Here is a 13481-nt window from a genome sequence, read left to right on the forward strand (position 1 = left end):
TCGCGTTTGGTTTATTCTGCAGCAAGAACGGATGCGCAACGCGGGCAGAGTTCAGGATGATCCGCATTAGTGCCGAGGGTGTCGTACCGCCAGCAACGGCTGCATTTTTCTCCCTGAGCTTTTTCAACTTTGATGGCCAGCCCTTCGAGTTCCTCTGGCTTGACCGCATCTGCTGGTGCTTCGGAGAGCGGTTTTACTTCTACGCCGGAGACGATAAAGAATTCGCGCTTTTCGATGCCATCGAGCGCCCTGGCGACATCGTCATTGGCGAAGAGGGTTATGTTGGTGTCGAGGGAGTGCCCGATTACCTTTTCGCGACGCAGAGGCTCAATGGCTTTGGTCACTTCGGTACGAACTGCCATGAGCAGTTCCCATCTTTTGCGCTCGGAATCGTCGATGGCGGGCTCAATGAGCTGGGGACGAATGGCGAAGACAGTTTCGGCTCCTCCTTTCATTTCTTCGGGCAGGTAAGAGTAAACTTCTTCTGCGGTGAAGGAAAGGATGGGGGCCATGTCTTTCATCAGCATGATTATGGTCTGCCAGAGCACGGTCTGTGCAGAGCGGCGTTCAAGGCTCTTTTCGCCGGAGACGTAGAGTCTGTCCTTGATTATATCAAGGTAGAAAGCAGAGAGCTCTGTGGTGCAGAGGTTGTGCAGGGTGTGGTAGACCTTGTGGAATTCAAATTTTGTGTATGCCTTCTGGATGGCTTCATGCTGTCGTTTAACCAGATCAAGGGCGAAATGGTCGATGGGCAGCAGTTCGTTGACCGCAACAGCGTCAGTTGCGGGATTGAAGCCGTCGAGGTTGCCGAGCAGGTAGCGGCAGGTGTTGCGCACACGACGGTAGGTATCCACCATGCGGCTCAGGATCTCGTTGGAGATACGCACATCTTCCTGATAGTTAACTGCGGAAACCCACATACGCAGGATCTCAGCACCATGCTGGTCGATGATTTCCTGCGGAGCGATGACGTTGCCGATGGACTTGGACATCTTGCGACCGTCCTTGTCCACCACGTAACCGTGAGTCAGTACGGTCTTGTAGGGGGGCACGTTGCGGGTTCCTACGGAGGCGAGCAGTGAACTGTGGAACCAGCCGCGGTGCTGGTCGGAACCTTCGAGGTAGAGGTCGGCGGGGAAGCGATGTTCCGGGCGTTTTTCCACTACAGCGGCGTAGCTGGTTCCGGAGTCGAACCAAACGTCGAGGATGTCATCCTCCTTGGCCCAGTGGTTGCCGCCGCATTTGGGGCATTTGAGGCCGGCGGGAGCGAGCTCCTCAACGGATTTTTCGAACCAGTAGTCGCAGCCGTGTTCGTGCTTCTCAAATTCGTCCACAACGGAAAAGACCCATTCGGGTTCGTTGTATACTTCATCGCAATCCTGACAGATCAGGGCTATGATGGGCACACCCCAGTTGCGCTGACGGGAGATACACCAGTCAGGGCGATTCTCGATCATCTTGAAAATGCGGTCTTCGCCCCAGGCGGGAATCCACTCGACATCGTCACGGATGGCTTTGAGGGACTTCTTGCGCAGGTCGTTTTGTTCCATGGAGATGAACCATTGGGTTGTTGCACGGAAAATGACCGGCTGCTTGCAGCGCCAGCAGTGCGGGTAGGAGTGGGAGATTTTTTCCTGTGCAAGCAGGTTGCCCAGCTCCTGAAGTTTCTCGATGACCTTGGGGTTGGCTTCAAAAACATTCAGTCCGGCGAAGAATTCCACTTCTTTCAGGAACACTCCATCGTTGTTCATGGGGGAGTAGACTTCAAGGCCGTAACGCAGGCCGGTGTCAAAGTCTTCGCGACCATGGCCGGGAGCAGTGTGAACGCAGCCGGTACCGCTGTCGAGAGTAACGTAGTCGGCAAGTACGATGGGAGATTCGCGATCGTAGATAGGATGTTTTGCAACAGCACCTTCGAGTGTTGCTCCTTCTACTTTGGCAAGAACGTTGTATTTTTCCCAGCCGAAGGTTTCCGCACAGACAGGGAGAAGCCTTTCTGCGAGGATGTAGAAATCGCCGCCAACTTCGGCAAGGGCGTATTCAAATTCAGGGTGAAGTGCCACTGCCATGTTGTCGGGAATGGTCCAAGGGGTGGTTGTCCAGATGCAGACATAGGTGCGGGACAGGTCAACCTTGGAAGCGACATCGCCGGGCAGCGCTGTGAGCACTTTCTCGTCATTCAGCGGAAAGCGTACGTAGATGGAAGGAGAAGTGTGATCTTCATATTCAACTTCCGCTTCAGCAAGGGCGGTGCGGCAGGAACAGCACCAGTGAATGGGCTTCTTGCCGCGTACAACGGAACCCTTTTCCATGAAACGGCCCAGTTCGCGAGCAGTAGCAGCCTCGTATTCCGGTTTCATGGTCAGGTAAGGGTCTTCCCAGTTGCCGAGAACCCCAAGGCGTTTAAATTCCTTGCGCTGGATGTCCACAAACTTGGCTGCGTATTCGCGGCAGAGCTTGCGGATTACGGTCGTGGGAAGTTCTTTTTTCTTTTTCTTTATTTCCTGCTCAACCTTATGCTCAATAGGCAGGCCGTGGCAGTCCCAGCCGGGAACGTATTCGGCCTTCTGGCCCTGCAGGTTGCGGGATTTGACAATGATGTCCTTGAGGACCTTGTTCATGGCTGTACCCATGTGGATATGGCCGTTGGCATACGGGGGGCCGTCGTGAAGTACGTATTTTTCCGCATCCGCGTTGGCTGCGACCATCTTGTCGTAAACGGAAATTTCCTCCCAGTGCTTGAGCATCTCGGGCTCGCGCTGCTTGAGATTGGCCTTCATGGGAAATTTCGTCTGGGGCAGACACAGAGTCTTTTTGTAATCACTCATGGCTTGAAAAGTCCTCCGGAACTCTCTTTGGTACGATATTAAATTAATGGCTGTTTAAGAAACTCTAGCTGCCAGGATACGGATGTTTAAAAACATACGGTATGATTACAGCCTGTTATCCTTACAAGGAACAAAGTCCCGCATCCTGTGGAAAAATTAAACAACCTGTTTGGCGTAAGCTGGAAATATGAAAAAGCTCAAAAAAGAGCGGCGTTATCTTTAAACAAGGCTTGATGGAAGTCAACCCGCTCCGGTCTGTATCTATAAAGAAATGAGCCCTTCGATTGTTGCGGCTTTCTGGTAGATGATAATGACCTCTTCAGAGGATTCAGCTGTAATGGTGGCACTCACGCTGGTATATTTGCCTGTCTTGGAGTCTTTTTCTGTGTGTGGGATTCCATCCAGCAGAGATTTAAGCTCATCAAGGGCTTTTCCCGGAACAATGAATTTGAATGTATATGCGCAAGGCCACTCGTGATGCTCATCAAGGACCGTTTTGAATTTTTCAAGGGACTGTGGCATGTAACCTCCTGGTATATTATATAAATATTTGATCAAAAAATGTCTTTGATCGCTGGGTCGATCTTACTCAAAGCCTGCTATGTGCATGAAAGGCTGAGTTGATATATGACTGATAAACTGTCTGTCAATGGTGTGAAAAAATATCGCCACATATCTAAAGGGATTCTCCGTGCCGACCGATATGCAGTTTAGACAGCTGTATTGTACAATAGTAAAAGAGGACATTGAGAATGAAAAAAAGAAACTTACACGCCGCAAATTTTAGAAAGGTGCTTGAACTGTTTCGTGATAACAACGGTCAGGAGGCAGAAAAACTGTTGAAGATAATACAGGAAGATTATCTTGAACTCTACAACGAAAATAAGGAACTTCGTTCTCAGATTAAAGAGGTTGCAGATATACTTGATCTGGCGGAGTGCATGGAATTCGACGGGCAGAAATACTGGATAGACGAAGACTCTGAGAAGAGCGGTCCCTATTGTCAGGTCTGTTATGATCGTGACGGAGTACTCATCAGACTGCAGGAACGTTCAAAGCACTGGGAGTGTTATTCCTGCCAGAATATGTTCGTAAAAATGCCGACCGGAAATGTCATACACAAGAGCCGTCCCAAAAAAGAAACCAAGCCCCTCTTGAGGCTCTACAGTTAAGCTGTACTACACTTTATTTCATTTTTCAGTCCTTAATCGCAGAAACGGGCTTGATCACTGTTGTGTGGTCAGGCCCGTTTCGTATTTACTGTGTATGAGAAAACCGGTTTCATGAAAACTCAAAAAAATTAACAGTAAAGTGGTGGATAAAGATGTTTTATTGACGTACGGCAGGTCCTGTTCGATAACAAGTTCGAAGGGGGTGTTGAAGTGGTGTTGAATGAGCGGCACATGCAGCTTCTAAAACATATTAAGAGTTACTCGAGAATCCAGCGCTATCACGGTATGCTGCCGGGCCGTGAGGCTGTTTTCTATGACCAGTTTCTGCTTGATGAACTTCTTGCAGCAGGACTGATAGAAAAGGGCAGTGTCTGCACGTCTTGCGGGAACACTTTAGTTGGTTACAGGCTTTCCAAAAAAGCTGAAAGCGAGTTCGAGAAGAAGGGGATCGGGGCCAACGACAGTGACTGGGAGAATATCTGCTGCGTGGATATGGAGATAGACCAGTATCTCGACAGGGTACACGTGAAAGCTCTCATCGACATATATCACCTGACCCGTGTTTCGTTTTTCGGAGGTCTTGCTCCTAAGGGTATGCTGGCTTCCGGTTATGCGGAGACCGTTCTGAATGTGTTGCTCGATGTCGGATTTATTTACAAGATTTCATTGAAAGGGCCGACCATAAAATATGAAAACGGGTTTGTCCTTTCGGATAAAGCTTCACGCATGCTCCAACAGGCCGGATACGTAAAGTAGCTGAACTGGGATGCTGAACTTATTTGTTATTCCGGTACTTTTCATCTGCGTATGTCCGGCTGCGCCGATAATAAATAACATATCATTTCTTTAGGTTGTATTTGCTGCTGCTTTCGGGATAATATGCTGGAAAACACTCCAACAGTGAGGATGTTATATGCCCGGCAAATTTCTGTGTATACATGGTCATTTCTATCAGCCGCCCCGGGAGGACCCGTGGCTGGACATGATATTTCCTGAAGGGAGTGCCGCCCCTTTCCGGCACTGGAACGAGCGTATCTGCCGTGAAAGTTACGGACCGTTGGCCTGGGCGAGGCGGACAGGCAGTGAGGGCATTTTCGACATCCTGAACTGCTATGAGTGGATGAGCTTCAATGTCGGACCTACTCTTTTCCGCTGGATAGAGCGTTCAGAGCCGGCTCTGTATAGCAAGCTCCTTGAGGCTGATGCCAGAAGCCTCGAACGCTGGGGGCACGGCAACGCTATCGCCCAGATTTACCATCACGTCATTATGCCCCTTGCCTCGGAGCTCGACAAAAAGGCCGAAGTTTCCTGGGCCGTTGCCGATTTTAAGTCCAGATTCAACCGGCGTCCTGAAGGTATGTGGTTGTCTGAAACAGCTTGTGATACAGCTTCTCTTGAAGCTCTGGCTGCAGAGGGGATTGCATTCACTTTGCTTGCTCCCAGACAGGCTGAGGCCATTGCCGATCTTGGGTCTGATGATTGGTGCGAGGTAGATGAGTATTCCCTGAACATAAAGGAACCTTATCTTGTAGAACTTCCATCCGGGCGCAGTATTTCAGTCTTTTTTTATGATGGTGGACTTTCGCAGGCTGTGGCTTTTGAAGGTTTGCTGCGTAATGGTGAAGATTACTGGAACAAGCTTGCTGGAGCATCGGCTCCGGGATTGCTTTCCATAGGGACGGACGGGGAGACCTACGGTCATCATGTTGAATTCGGTGAAATGGCACTTGCGTATGTGCTGGCCCAGGGAATTGAGGGGCGCGACGGCATAAATCTCCTGAATTACGGCGCGTATCTGGCGGAGAATCCGCCGAAACAGAAAGTCAAAGTTAGGGAGAATTCCTCTTGGAGTTGCTACCACGGGGTTGAGCGCTGGCGCAGCGACTGCGGGTGCTGCACAGGAGGGCATCCCGGTTGGAACCAGATGTGGCGCAAGCCTTTGCGTGATGGCTTGATTGAAATCAAGTCCCTTATGGACAGCCACTATTTCAATCTTGGTGAAAAGGTTTTTAAAGATCCAGAAAAAGCCTTGATCAATTACGGGGCCTTGTTGAGCGGGCTTGTTTCTGAAGAAGAATTTTTCAAGTATAACTTTAAGGTTTTAGCCGGATCAAAGAATGCCGATCTTGGTTGGAAACTGTTGTCCATGCAGAAATGGGCTCTGTCCTCATTTGCCAGTTGCGGCTGGTTTTTTGATGATCTGGCCAGACTGGAGCCGGTTAATGACATGTCTTTTGCTTTGCGCGCAATGGAGATTGCCAAGGATACCGGATTAATAGGTTTGGAGGAAAAATTCCTTACCGTAATCGGCGAGGCCCGTTCCAATGAAGTTCGTTACGGAACCGGACTTGACCTTTGGAATAACAGGATAAAGACCCAGAGCGAGAGTCCGGGAAGTCTTATTGCACAGGCATTGGTCAGGCTTTATGTAGAAGAAGCCTTTCCCCTCGCAGGTGAGGAGAGCAGAATAGAATGGCCCGGTGTATCCGTTGTTGTAAGAACAGAGGATAACTCGCTGATTCTGGTGCGCGGGGAAGCTGATATTCAGTGGAACCTTGAGTCTGAGGTCCGTACCTACGATTGGAAGTGGACTAAAGAGGGGCGCGCCATTTCCGGAACACTTGAAATTTTTGGTTCAGGCCCAGACTCGGAAGTATTTCCTTTTGCGGATATTTCGTGGAAGAAAAGGCAGTCCCTGTCACTTGCCTGGGTCGAAAAGAATGCTAAAGATGTCTGGAAGGCTAAAATAAGGGATACCGGGTGCGGTCCTGTAATGTTTGGAAAGTTTGAAGATTATCAGACCGAGCAGACTTGGGGTCCAAAGTGGAAGGAATTATGGGTCGGGCTGGTTTGGAATTATGTCTTCTCGGATGACGAGGTAAGTGATGATTTCACGAAGTTCCTTAGGGACACAGGAAGGACTCATCCGGATGCGAATTACCTTGTGGACCAGCTGTCCAGGCGTTTCTGCTTAATGCTGAATGAGGACACCAATCTCTGGAGCAGAATCAGGAACTCTCTTGAACGTGCTTTACTGATTGATATTCCGGTCGATCTCTGGGAACTTCAGAATTGCTACTGGGATAAGGCAATGAGCGGTGCGCGAGATCCGGAATTGGCCCGTATGCTTGGTTTTGATCTTTAGTTGATCAATAGAGTGATAAGGAGAAAGGTCCGTTGGCAGTGGTAGCTGTCAACGGACCTTTTTAATTAACTAATTTGGCGTGATCAGTTGTGATCAGAATTCATAGACAGCGCCTGATCCCATGGGCAGAACCTGACAGGAAAGGCGTTGTTTGAGGAAGTCGTATCCGGCTTTTCCGGTGCAGTGGCCCGGAGAAACTATATCAGGATTGAATTCCTCGATAATTTTAGCTGTGTTCTCGAACTCATCCTCATCAGCTTTGAAAAGGTGAAGGCCTCCGAGGATGGCATGCACTTTTTCAATCCCGGTAATATCACGCAGGTGATAAAGGGAGTTGCCTAGTCCGCTGTGACAGCAGCCAAGGATTACCACCGGCCCTGAACTGCTCATGAACAGCAGGAAAGCATCATCCGGTATGTGGTCGGTTATGCTGAGTTCCTGGTCGGTGAAAAGGCCTGACGTTGCTTCGAAAAAGCCTTCCCGCCGCGGAATTGAGGTGATCATGTACAGGCCGTCGTCGAGTTCAGCGTGATCACGGACAATTATTGTTCCGGGATAATCGCACGGGAAGCCGGCCGCTTTGGCTGAACCGTCGTCCTCTTCCGAGAACCTTTTGGCTGCAAAATCGGGATGTGCGTAAACAGGACCCATGAATTCGGCATCCATAAGGGCGTTCATGCCGCCGGTATGGTCCCAGTGTCCGTGGCTTAGTGCAATTCCTTTTGCCTTGGCAGGCTCAATCTTCATTTCTGCCGCGTTTTTCAGGAAAAGAGGGGTTGCACCGCAGTCCCAGAGCCAAAGTGAATCTCCGGGCAGTTCCACGGCCATGGAGAAGCCCCATTCCTTGCCGAGGGCTGGATTCAGTGTCTCATTGTCGCAGAGAACTGAAATCCTGCCCGGTTCGGTATATTGTCCGGTTATAGTGATGGCCATTTCTGTGGATCATCCTTGAAGAGTTTGTAGTTGATGGAGTCCACAAGGGCCTGCCAACTGGCTTCGATAATGTTGTGGCTAACACCCATGGTGGTCCACTGGGATTTCCCGTCAGTTGATTCAATAAGCAGACGTACGTTGGAACTGGTTCCAGAGGCCTGCCGTACCGCGCCGGAAAGCACACGAACCTTGAAGTCCTGCAGTCGTACTTCCTTGAGTGAGGGGTAGAAGGGTTCCAGAGCCTTGCGCAGAGCCTTGTCGAGAGCGTTAACCGGACCCTCGCCGGATGCTGCGGTATGGTTTTCCTGCCCGTGGACTTTGACGATGACTGTTGCTTCCGAGAAAGGCTCGTCATCATGTTTGCGTTTTGCGTCCACAACAAAGAAGTTGATGAACTCAAAGTAGCGCTTGGACCAGCCCATGGCCTTAAAGAAGAGCAGTTCAAAGGACGCTTCCGCCGCTGAATATTCAAAACCGATGGTTTCGCGTTCCTTGATGTCGGCAAGAATGGTCTGAACAGCCGGATCGTTTTTGTCCAGATCGTATCCGAACTGCTTGGCCTTGTAGAGCACGTTGCTCTTTCCGGAAAGGTCGGAGAGAAGCACACGGCGGTCATTGCCTACCAGCAGGGGATCAATGTGTTCGTAACTGGTGGAATCCTTGAGTACCGCACTGACATGAACCCCGCCCTTGTGGGCGAAGGCAGCCTGCCCCACAAAGGGCTGGCGCAGGAAAGGCCGCAGGTTGGCTATTTCCGTCACGTAGGTCGAGGTTTCCTTCAGCTTGGTCAGTTTTTTTCTGCCGATGGTCTCATAGCCCAGCTTCAGTTCAAGGTTGGGGATGATGGAGCAGAGGTTTGCGTTACCGCAACGCTCTCCGTATCCGTTCATCGTTCCCTGAATCTGGACAGCACCGTTTTTGACTGCGGTCAGTGAGTTGGCCACGGCCAGATCACAGTCGTTGTGGGCATGGATGCCTATTTTGCAGCCGGGTATCTTTTCCAGCACGGCCCTGCAGGACTCGGCGACTTCCTCAGGCATTGAACCGCCATTGGTGTCGCAGAGCACGAGTACATCAGCGCCTGCTTCATAGGCTGCCCTGAGGCAGCTCAGCGTGAATTCCGGGTTGGCCTTGAATCCGTCGAAGAAATGCTCGGCATCAAAGAAAAGTTCTTCCACATGCGGGCGCAGGTAGCCGATACTGTTACTGATGAGTTCGATGTTTCTCTCGAGGGTAACCCCCAGCGCATGCGTGGCATGGAAGTCCCAGGATTTCCCGAATATGGACATGGCCTTTGCACCTGAATCAATCAGGGCCGCAAGGTTGGGGTCCTTTTCCGGGGTGAGCCTGTTCATGTGGGTGGAACCGAATGCGGAAATCTTACAGCTCTTGAAAGCGTAGTTCTGGATTTCCTTGAAGAATTCTTTATCGGTCGCGTTGGATCCGGGCCAGCCGCCCTCGACGTAATGTACGCCGAGGTCGTCCAGCTTGCGGGTGATGCGTACTTTGTCTTGTACGCTGAGGTTGATTTCTTCGGATTGTGTGCCGTCGCGCAGTGTTGTGTCGTATATTTTTATCTGTGTCATTGTTTAGAGCATGTTTTCATCGGACCCGCTTTTATCGAGCCCGAACGTGTTGTGGAGCGTTCTTATGGCCAGTTCTGTGTACTTTTCTTCAATAAGGCAGGTAATCTTAATTTCGGATGTACTTATCATCAGTATGTTGATGTTCTCGTCGCGCAGGGCCTGAAACGCGCGGGAAGCTACTCCGGAGTGGTTGCGCATTCCGACGCCGATGACGGAAACCTTGCAGACGTGCTGATCGTAAAGAACTTCCTGCGCGCCCATTTCATCCTTGATAGCTTCAATGATTTCAAGGGTCAGCTTAAGGTCGGCACGGGGGATGGTGAAGGTCATGTCGGTGCGTCCGTCACGGCTGGGGTTCTGCACGATCATGTCGACCAGAATACCGGCTTCAGCAAGAGGAGTGAACAGGGTTGCGGATACGCCGGGCTCGTCTTTGACTTTTGCAAGGGTTACGCGGGCCTGGTCTTTGTCATATGCAATACCGGAAACAAGCACTGATTCCATATTTTCATCCTCCTGGGTGACGTATGTTCCGATCTCATCGCTGAAAGTGGAGCGGACATGAACTTTTACATTGTATTTCTTGGCAAATTCAACTGAACGGATCTGTAGTACTTTTGCGCCCATGCTGGCCATTTCAAGCATCTCGTCATAGGAGATGGTGTCCAGTTTGCGGGCCATGGTGCAGATGTTTGGGTCGGTGGTGAAAACGCCCGGAACATCGGTGAAAATTTCACAGACATCTGCATTGATAGCTGCGGCCATGGCAACGGCGGAAGTGTCGGAACCGCCACGGCCAAGGGTGGTAATTCGGCCGTTTTCATCACAGCCCTGAAAGCCTGCGACTACCAGGATGTCGTTTTCTTCAAGCAGCTTTTCAATGTTCGCACGGTCGATGTCCAGAATGCGGGCCCGTGAAAAAGAAGAGTTCGTTTTGATGGGAATCTGGAAGCCGAGCAGGGAGCGGGCCTTGATTCCACGATCCTTCAGAAGCATGGAAAACAGGGCGACGGAGACCTGCTCACCGGTGGATACCAGAGAGTCCATTTCTGCGAGGTCGGGTTTTTCGGACCATTCGCAGGCCAGCTCGATAAGGCGGTTGGTTTCACCAGCCATTGCGGAGAGAACTACGATTACTTTGTTGCCTTTTTCGTAAGGCACCAGGACTTTTTCCAGTACTTGCTTCATGCATTCGAGGTTCCTGACCGAGGTTCCACCGAATTTCTGTACTACAATGTTCATTTGAACATAATCTCCTTACCACATGAGTTCAACGGATGTTATTGGAATGACTTGAGAAGTGAGGCAAGCTCTTCAAAGAGGGAGGTCGCTGAACCATGCAGGGTCAATTCTATTGTTCTACCGGAAGCGGCAGGTATCCAAGTGAAGAGCAGTGCGCTGTCAGGCCAGAATTCAATTCTCAGATACTGAATCCACTCTACTACTGTCAAAGATTTTTTGTTGTTTATGAGATCAAAGAAGTCATCGTCGGGTGTTTGCCCCTCCAATCTGTAAAGATCGAAGTGGTTTACCTCCGGTTTGGTCGGGTAAATATTCAGTATATTGAAACTTGGGCTGCTGACCTCTGCATTCTCCGCTCCGGGCAGGGATTCCACAAGTGACCGGACAAGGGTGGTCTTGCCTGAACCTAGGTCTCCGTTGAAGAACAGCGGGATCATGGTTTTGCGGGCCATAAAAAAAGAAGCCAGCGTGGAACCGAGCCTGAGGGTCGATTCCACGTACGGCAGATGAACGGTTATTTTCTTCTCTGTCATTTGGTCTTGGTCAGTGTCTTCAGTACATCTTCCTTGCCCACAACTCCCACCAGCTTCCCGTCTTCAACGACGGGCAGGGTGTAAAGCTTGCGTTCGACCATGAGGTCGGCAATCTGTTCGATGCCTGTTTCAGGGGTTATGGTTACCGGGTTCGGTGTCATCGCATGGGCGACCTTTGTTGCCGCGATCTTGTTCACTTCACGTTCCAGATCCTCGTTGGAGGTAAAGGAAATGAAGCCGTCCAGAATGGTGAAAAGGGAAGGCATTGAGACCGACTTCTGCTGGGCGACAAGGTCACTCTGGCAGATGACGCCGACGAGTTTGCCTTCCTGGTCCACTACCGGAACTCCGTTGAGATGCTTTTCCAGCAGCAGCTTGGCTGCGGTTGCAACATCGCTTTCAGGTTCAAGGGTCAGGGCACCGGATGTCATGATGTCTTTGGCTTTCAGCATAGTTCCTCCTTGAGCACTACGGGCAGCATGTCCGCTATTTCAGTTGCAATGTTTCCACGGTAGGGAAATTTATCGCCAAGATACAGTCCTGCCATTCCATGCCAGTATACGCCGATACACGCACTTTGCATAGGGGGAACCGATCTTGCCAGCAGGGCACCTATCATTCCCGCGAGAATATCCCCGGACCCTGCCGCAGCAAGGTTGGGAGTGGAAATGGGCGAGATCATGGTGCGTCCGTCCGGACATCCGATCACGGTTCCCGCTCCTTTCAGGATCAGGTATATCTTTTTTGAAACCGCATACCTGTGTGCTGTTTCAATACGAGAAGATTCTATTTCTGTGATCGACCTGTTCACCAGCCTGCCCATTTCTCCCGGATGCGGGGTGAAAATGGAATTTCTTGGCACGGATTGCATCAGGTGTGAGTGGCGGGCAAGGACATACAGGGCATCTGCGTCATAAACAGCAGGTGGATGACCGTTATTCACCAGAGCTTCGATCAGCCGATGAGCCCCGTCATCCCTGCCCAGTCCCGGACCTACTACCACAGAATCATACTTATCCAGCTCAGGTAAAAGTTTCGCAATGGCCTGATCATCCCACCTATCAGTGGACCCCAGAGCCTTGGTCATCAGCTCCGGCCTTCCTCCCTTGACTTCGGAGGCAAGGGCTGCCGGGCAGGCCATGGTGGCGAATCCGGCTCCTGCGCGCATGGCGGCGAGTGCAGCAAGGTGCAGTGCCCCGGTAAGTCCGCGGGATGCCCCGATGAGCAGCACATGTCCGGAAGTACCTTTGTGCATGGTCGCAGTGGGTTGCGGAATATGTTTCAACACATCATTGCGGATTATGAAATTTGCCGGAGGATGTTTGTATTTGACTTCTGTTGGAATACCTATGGGAGTTATGATCAGTGTTCCAGTGTATTCAGCCGCCTGCGGGAGTGCAAGACCGACTTTTGCGTTTTCGAATGTAACCGTTGCATGGGCTTTGACCGCAACTGGCTGGGGATTTCCGGTCAGTCCGTTCAGACCGGAAGGGACGTCTATGGAAAATACGTAGCTTTTTTCCCGTGCGCGGTTGACCGCCTCCACGATACCGAGGGCAAATGGGCGCAGCCCTCCGTCAAATCCTGTTCCGAGGAGGCCGTCAATAATGATGTCGGCATCAGGCAGAACTACTTTTGCAGACTCCCTGAAATATTTCATGGTAACGCCAAGACGGGCGGCTATTTTCATGTGGTAAGCCGCGTCGCCTTTGTATCTGTTCCTAGGAGCAGTATGCAGGATCAGCACGTCCGCGCCCATATCGGCAAGTATTCGTCCCATGACAAAGCCGTCACCGCCGTTGTTGCCCGGTCCGGCAATGATCAGGATCTGCTCGCCTGATATTTCCCCGTATTCGTTGATAAGGGCGAATACAGCTTCGCGTCCGGCGTTTTCCATGAGGATCTCGCCACGGATGCCTATCTCGTTGATCGTGACTTTGTCCCAGTTGGACATTTCAAACGGGGTGGGAAGGGGAGATAGCATTTATGCCTCCAGCAGCCTCGCTGGGCTAATTGAGATGCGCTTTGCGCTTTTGACGATT

11 protein-coding genes are annotated in these 13481 nt (G+C 51.0%); 3 read left to right on the forward strand and 8 right to left on the reverse strand.

Annotated features, from left to right (window positions below; all coding sequences use genetic code 11):
• Nucleotides 1-11: 11 nt before the first annotated feature.
• Both ileS and N7E73_RS17535 read right to left on the reverse strand, forming a co-directional pair.
• Entirely contained in the window at nt 12-2828 is a 2817-nt protein-coding gene (gene ileS / locus N7E73_RS17530) for an isoleucine--tRNA ligase (protein ID WP_432736219.1), read from the reverse strand.
• Between the two features lie 261 nt (nt 2829-3089).
• Nucleotides 3090-3350, reverse strand: coding sequence for a DUF493 family protein (locus N7E73_RS17535; protein ID WP_432736220.1), 261 nt, complete (start codon nt 3348-3350; stop codon nt 3090-3092).
• 230 nt (nt 3351-3580) lie between these two features.
• On the opposite strand from N7E73_RS17535, the gene N7E73_RS17540 reads away from it, so the two are divergent.
• The 3 genes from N7E73_RS17540 to N7E73_RS17550 all read left to right on the forward strand — a co-directional run bounded on the left by N7E73_RS17540 (nt 3581) and on the right by N7E73_RS17550 (nt 7145).
• Complete coding sequence (locus tag N7E73_RS17540; RefSeq protein ID WP_432736221.1) at nt 3581-4000, forward strand: hypothetical protein; 420 nt, start codon at nt 3581-3583, stop codon at nt 3998-4000.
• A 231-nt stretch (nt 4001-4231) separates the two neighbouring features.
• Nucleotides 4232-4756 (forward strand): hypothetical protein, encoded by a 525-nt coding sequence (locus tag N7E73_RS17545; protein WP_432736222.1) that lies wholly within the window; start codon nt 4232-4234, stop codon nt 4754-4756.
• Nucleotides 4757-4913: 157 nt separating this feature from the next.
• Nucleotides 4914-7145: a DUF3536 domain-containing protein gene (locus N7E73_RS17550; RefSeq protein ID WP_432736223.1), complete on the forward strand. Its 2232-nt coding sequence runs from the start codon at nt 4914-4916 to the stop codon at nt 7143-7145.
• Nucleotides 7146-7238: 93 nt separating this feature from the next.
• On the opposite strand, the gene N7E73_RS17555 is transcribed toward N7E73_RS17550, so the two are convergent.
• From N7E73_RS17555 to N7E73_RS17580, 6 genes are read right to left on the reverse strand one after another with little or no spacing between them, the layout of a single operon-like run.
• Entirely contained in the window at nt 7239-8078 is an 840-nt protein-coding gene (locus N7E73_RS17555) for an MBL fold metallo-hydrolase (RefSeq protein WP_432736224.1), read from the reverse strand.
• Nucleotides 8063-9664, reverse strand: coding sequence for a citramalate synthase (gene cimA, locus N7E73_RS17560; RefSeq protein WP_432736225.1), 1602 nt, complete (start codon nt 9662-9664; stop codon nt 8063-8065). The genes N7E73_RS17555 and cimA overlap by 16 nt, the downstream gene beginning before the upstream one ends.
• A gap of 3 nt (nt 9665-9667) precedes the next feature.
• Entirely contained in the window at nt 9668-10906 is a 1239-nt protein-coding gene (locus N7E73_RS17565; protein ID WP_432736226.1) for an aspartate kinase, read from the reverse strand.
• A 38-nt stretch (nt 10907-10944) separates the two neighbouring features.
• Nucleotides 10945-11439 (reverse strand): tRNA (adenosine(37)-N6)-threonylcarbamoyltransferase complex ATPase subunit type 1 TsaE, encoded by a 495-nt coding sequence (gene tsaE / locus N7E73_RS17570; RefSeq protein ID WP_432736227.1) that lies wholly within the window; start codon nt 11437-11439, stop codon nt 10945-10947.
• Nucleotides 11436-11891: a CBS domain-containing protein gene (locus tag N7E73_RS17575; protein ID WP_432736228.1), complete on the reverse strand. Its 456-nt coding sequence runs from the start codon at nt 11889-11891 to the stop codon at nt 11436-11438. Before N7E73_RS17575 ends, tsaE begins: the two co-directional genes overlap by 4 nt.
• Nucleotides 11885-13423 carry an NAD(P)H-hydrate dehydratase gene (locus tag N7E73_RS17580; RefSeq protein WP_432736229.1) on the reverse strand — a complete coding sequence of 513 codons (1539 nt, stop codon included), beginning with the start codon at nt 13421-13423 and terminating at the stop codon, nt 11885-11887. Before N7E73_RS17580 ends, N7E73_RS17575 begins: the two co-directional genes overlap by 7 nt.
• Nucleotides 13424-13481: the final 58 nt, after the last annotated feature.

Origin of the sequence: Maridesulfovibrio sp. FT414 (assembly GCF_050916235.1) — a bacterium.
Taxonomy (GTDB): Bacteria; Desulfobacterota; Desulfovibrionia; order Desulfovibrionales; family Desulfovibrionaceae; genus Maridesulfovibrio.

Coding starts and splice junctions, on each gene's coding strand:
- ileS (WP_432736219.1), bottom strand. CDS start 2,828: ATGAGTGATTACAAAAAGACTCTGTGTCTGCCCCAGACGAAATTTCCC.
- N7E73_RS17535 (WP_432736220.1), bottom strand. CDS start 3,350: ATGCCACAGTCCCTTGAAAAATTCAAAACGGTCCTTGATGAGCATCAC.
- N7E73_RS17555 (WP_432736224.1), bottom strand. CDS start 8,078: ATGGCCATCACTATAACCGGACAATATACCGAACCGGGCAGGATTTCA.
- cimA (WP_432736225.1), bottom strand. CDS start 9,664: ATGACACAGATAAAAATATACGACACAACACTGCGCGACGGCACACAA.
- N7E73_RS17550 (WP_432736223.1), top strand. CDS start 4,914: ATGCCCGGCAAATTTCTGTGTATACATGGTCATTTCTATCAGCCGCCC.
- N7E73_RS17575 (WP_432736228.1), bottom strand. CDS start 11,891: ATGCTGAAAGCCAAAGACATCATGACATCCGGTGCCCTGACCCTTGAA.
- N7E73_RS17580 (WP_432736229.1), bottom strand. CDS start 13,423: ATGCTATCTCCCCTTCCCACCCCGTTTGAAATGTCCAACTGGGACAAA.
- tsaE (WP_432736227.1), bottom strand. CDS start 11,439: ATGACAGAGAAGAAAATAACCGTTCATCTGCCGTACGTGGAATCGACC.
- N7E73_RS17540 (WP_432736221.1), top strand. CDS start 3,581: ATGAAAAAAAGAAACTTACACGCCGCAAATTTTAGAAAGGTGCTTGAA.
- N7E73_RS17545 (WP_432736222.1), top strand. CDS start 4,232: ATGCAGCTTCTAAAACATATTAAGAGTTACTCGAGAATCCAGCGCTAT.
- N7E73_RS17565 (WP_432736226.1), bottom strand. CDS start 10,906: ATGAACATTGTAGTACAGAAATTCGGTGGAACCTCGGTCAGGAACCTC.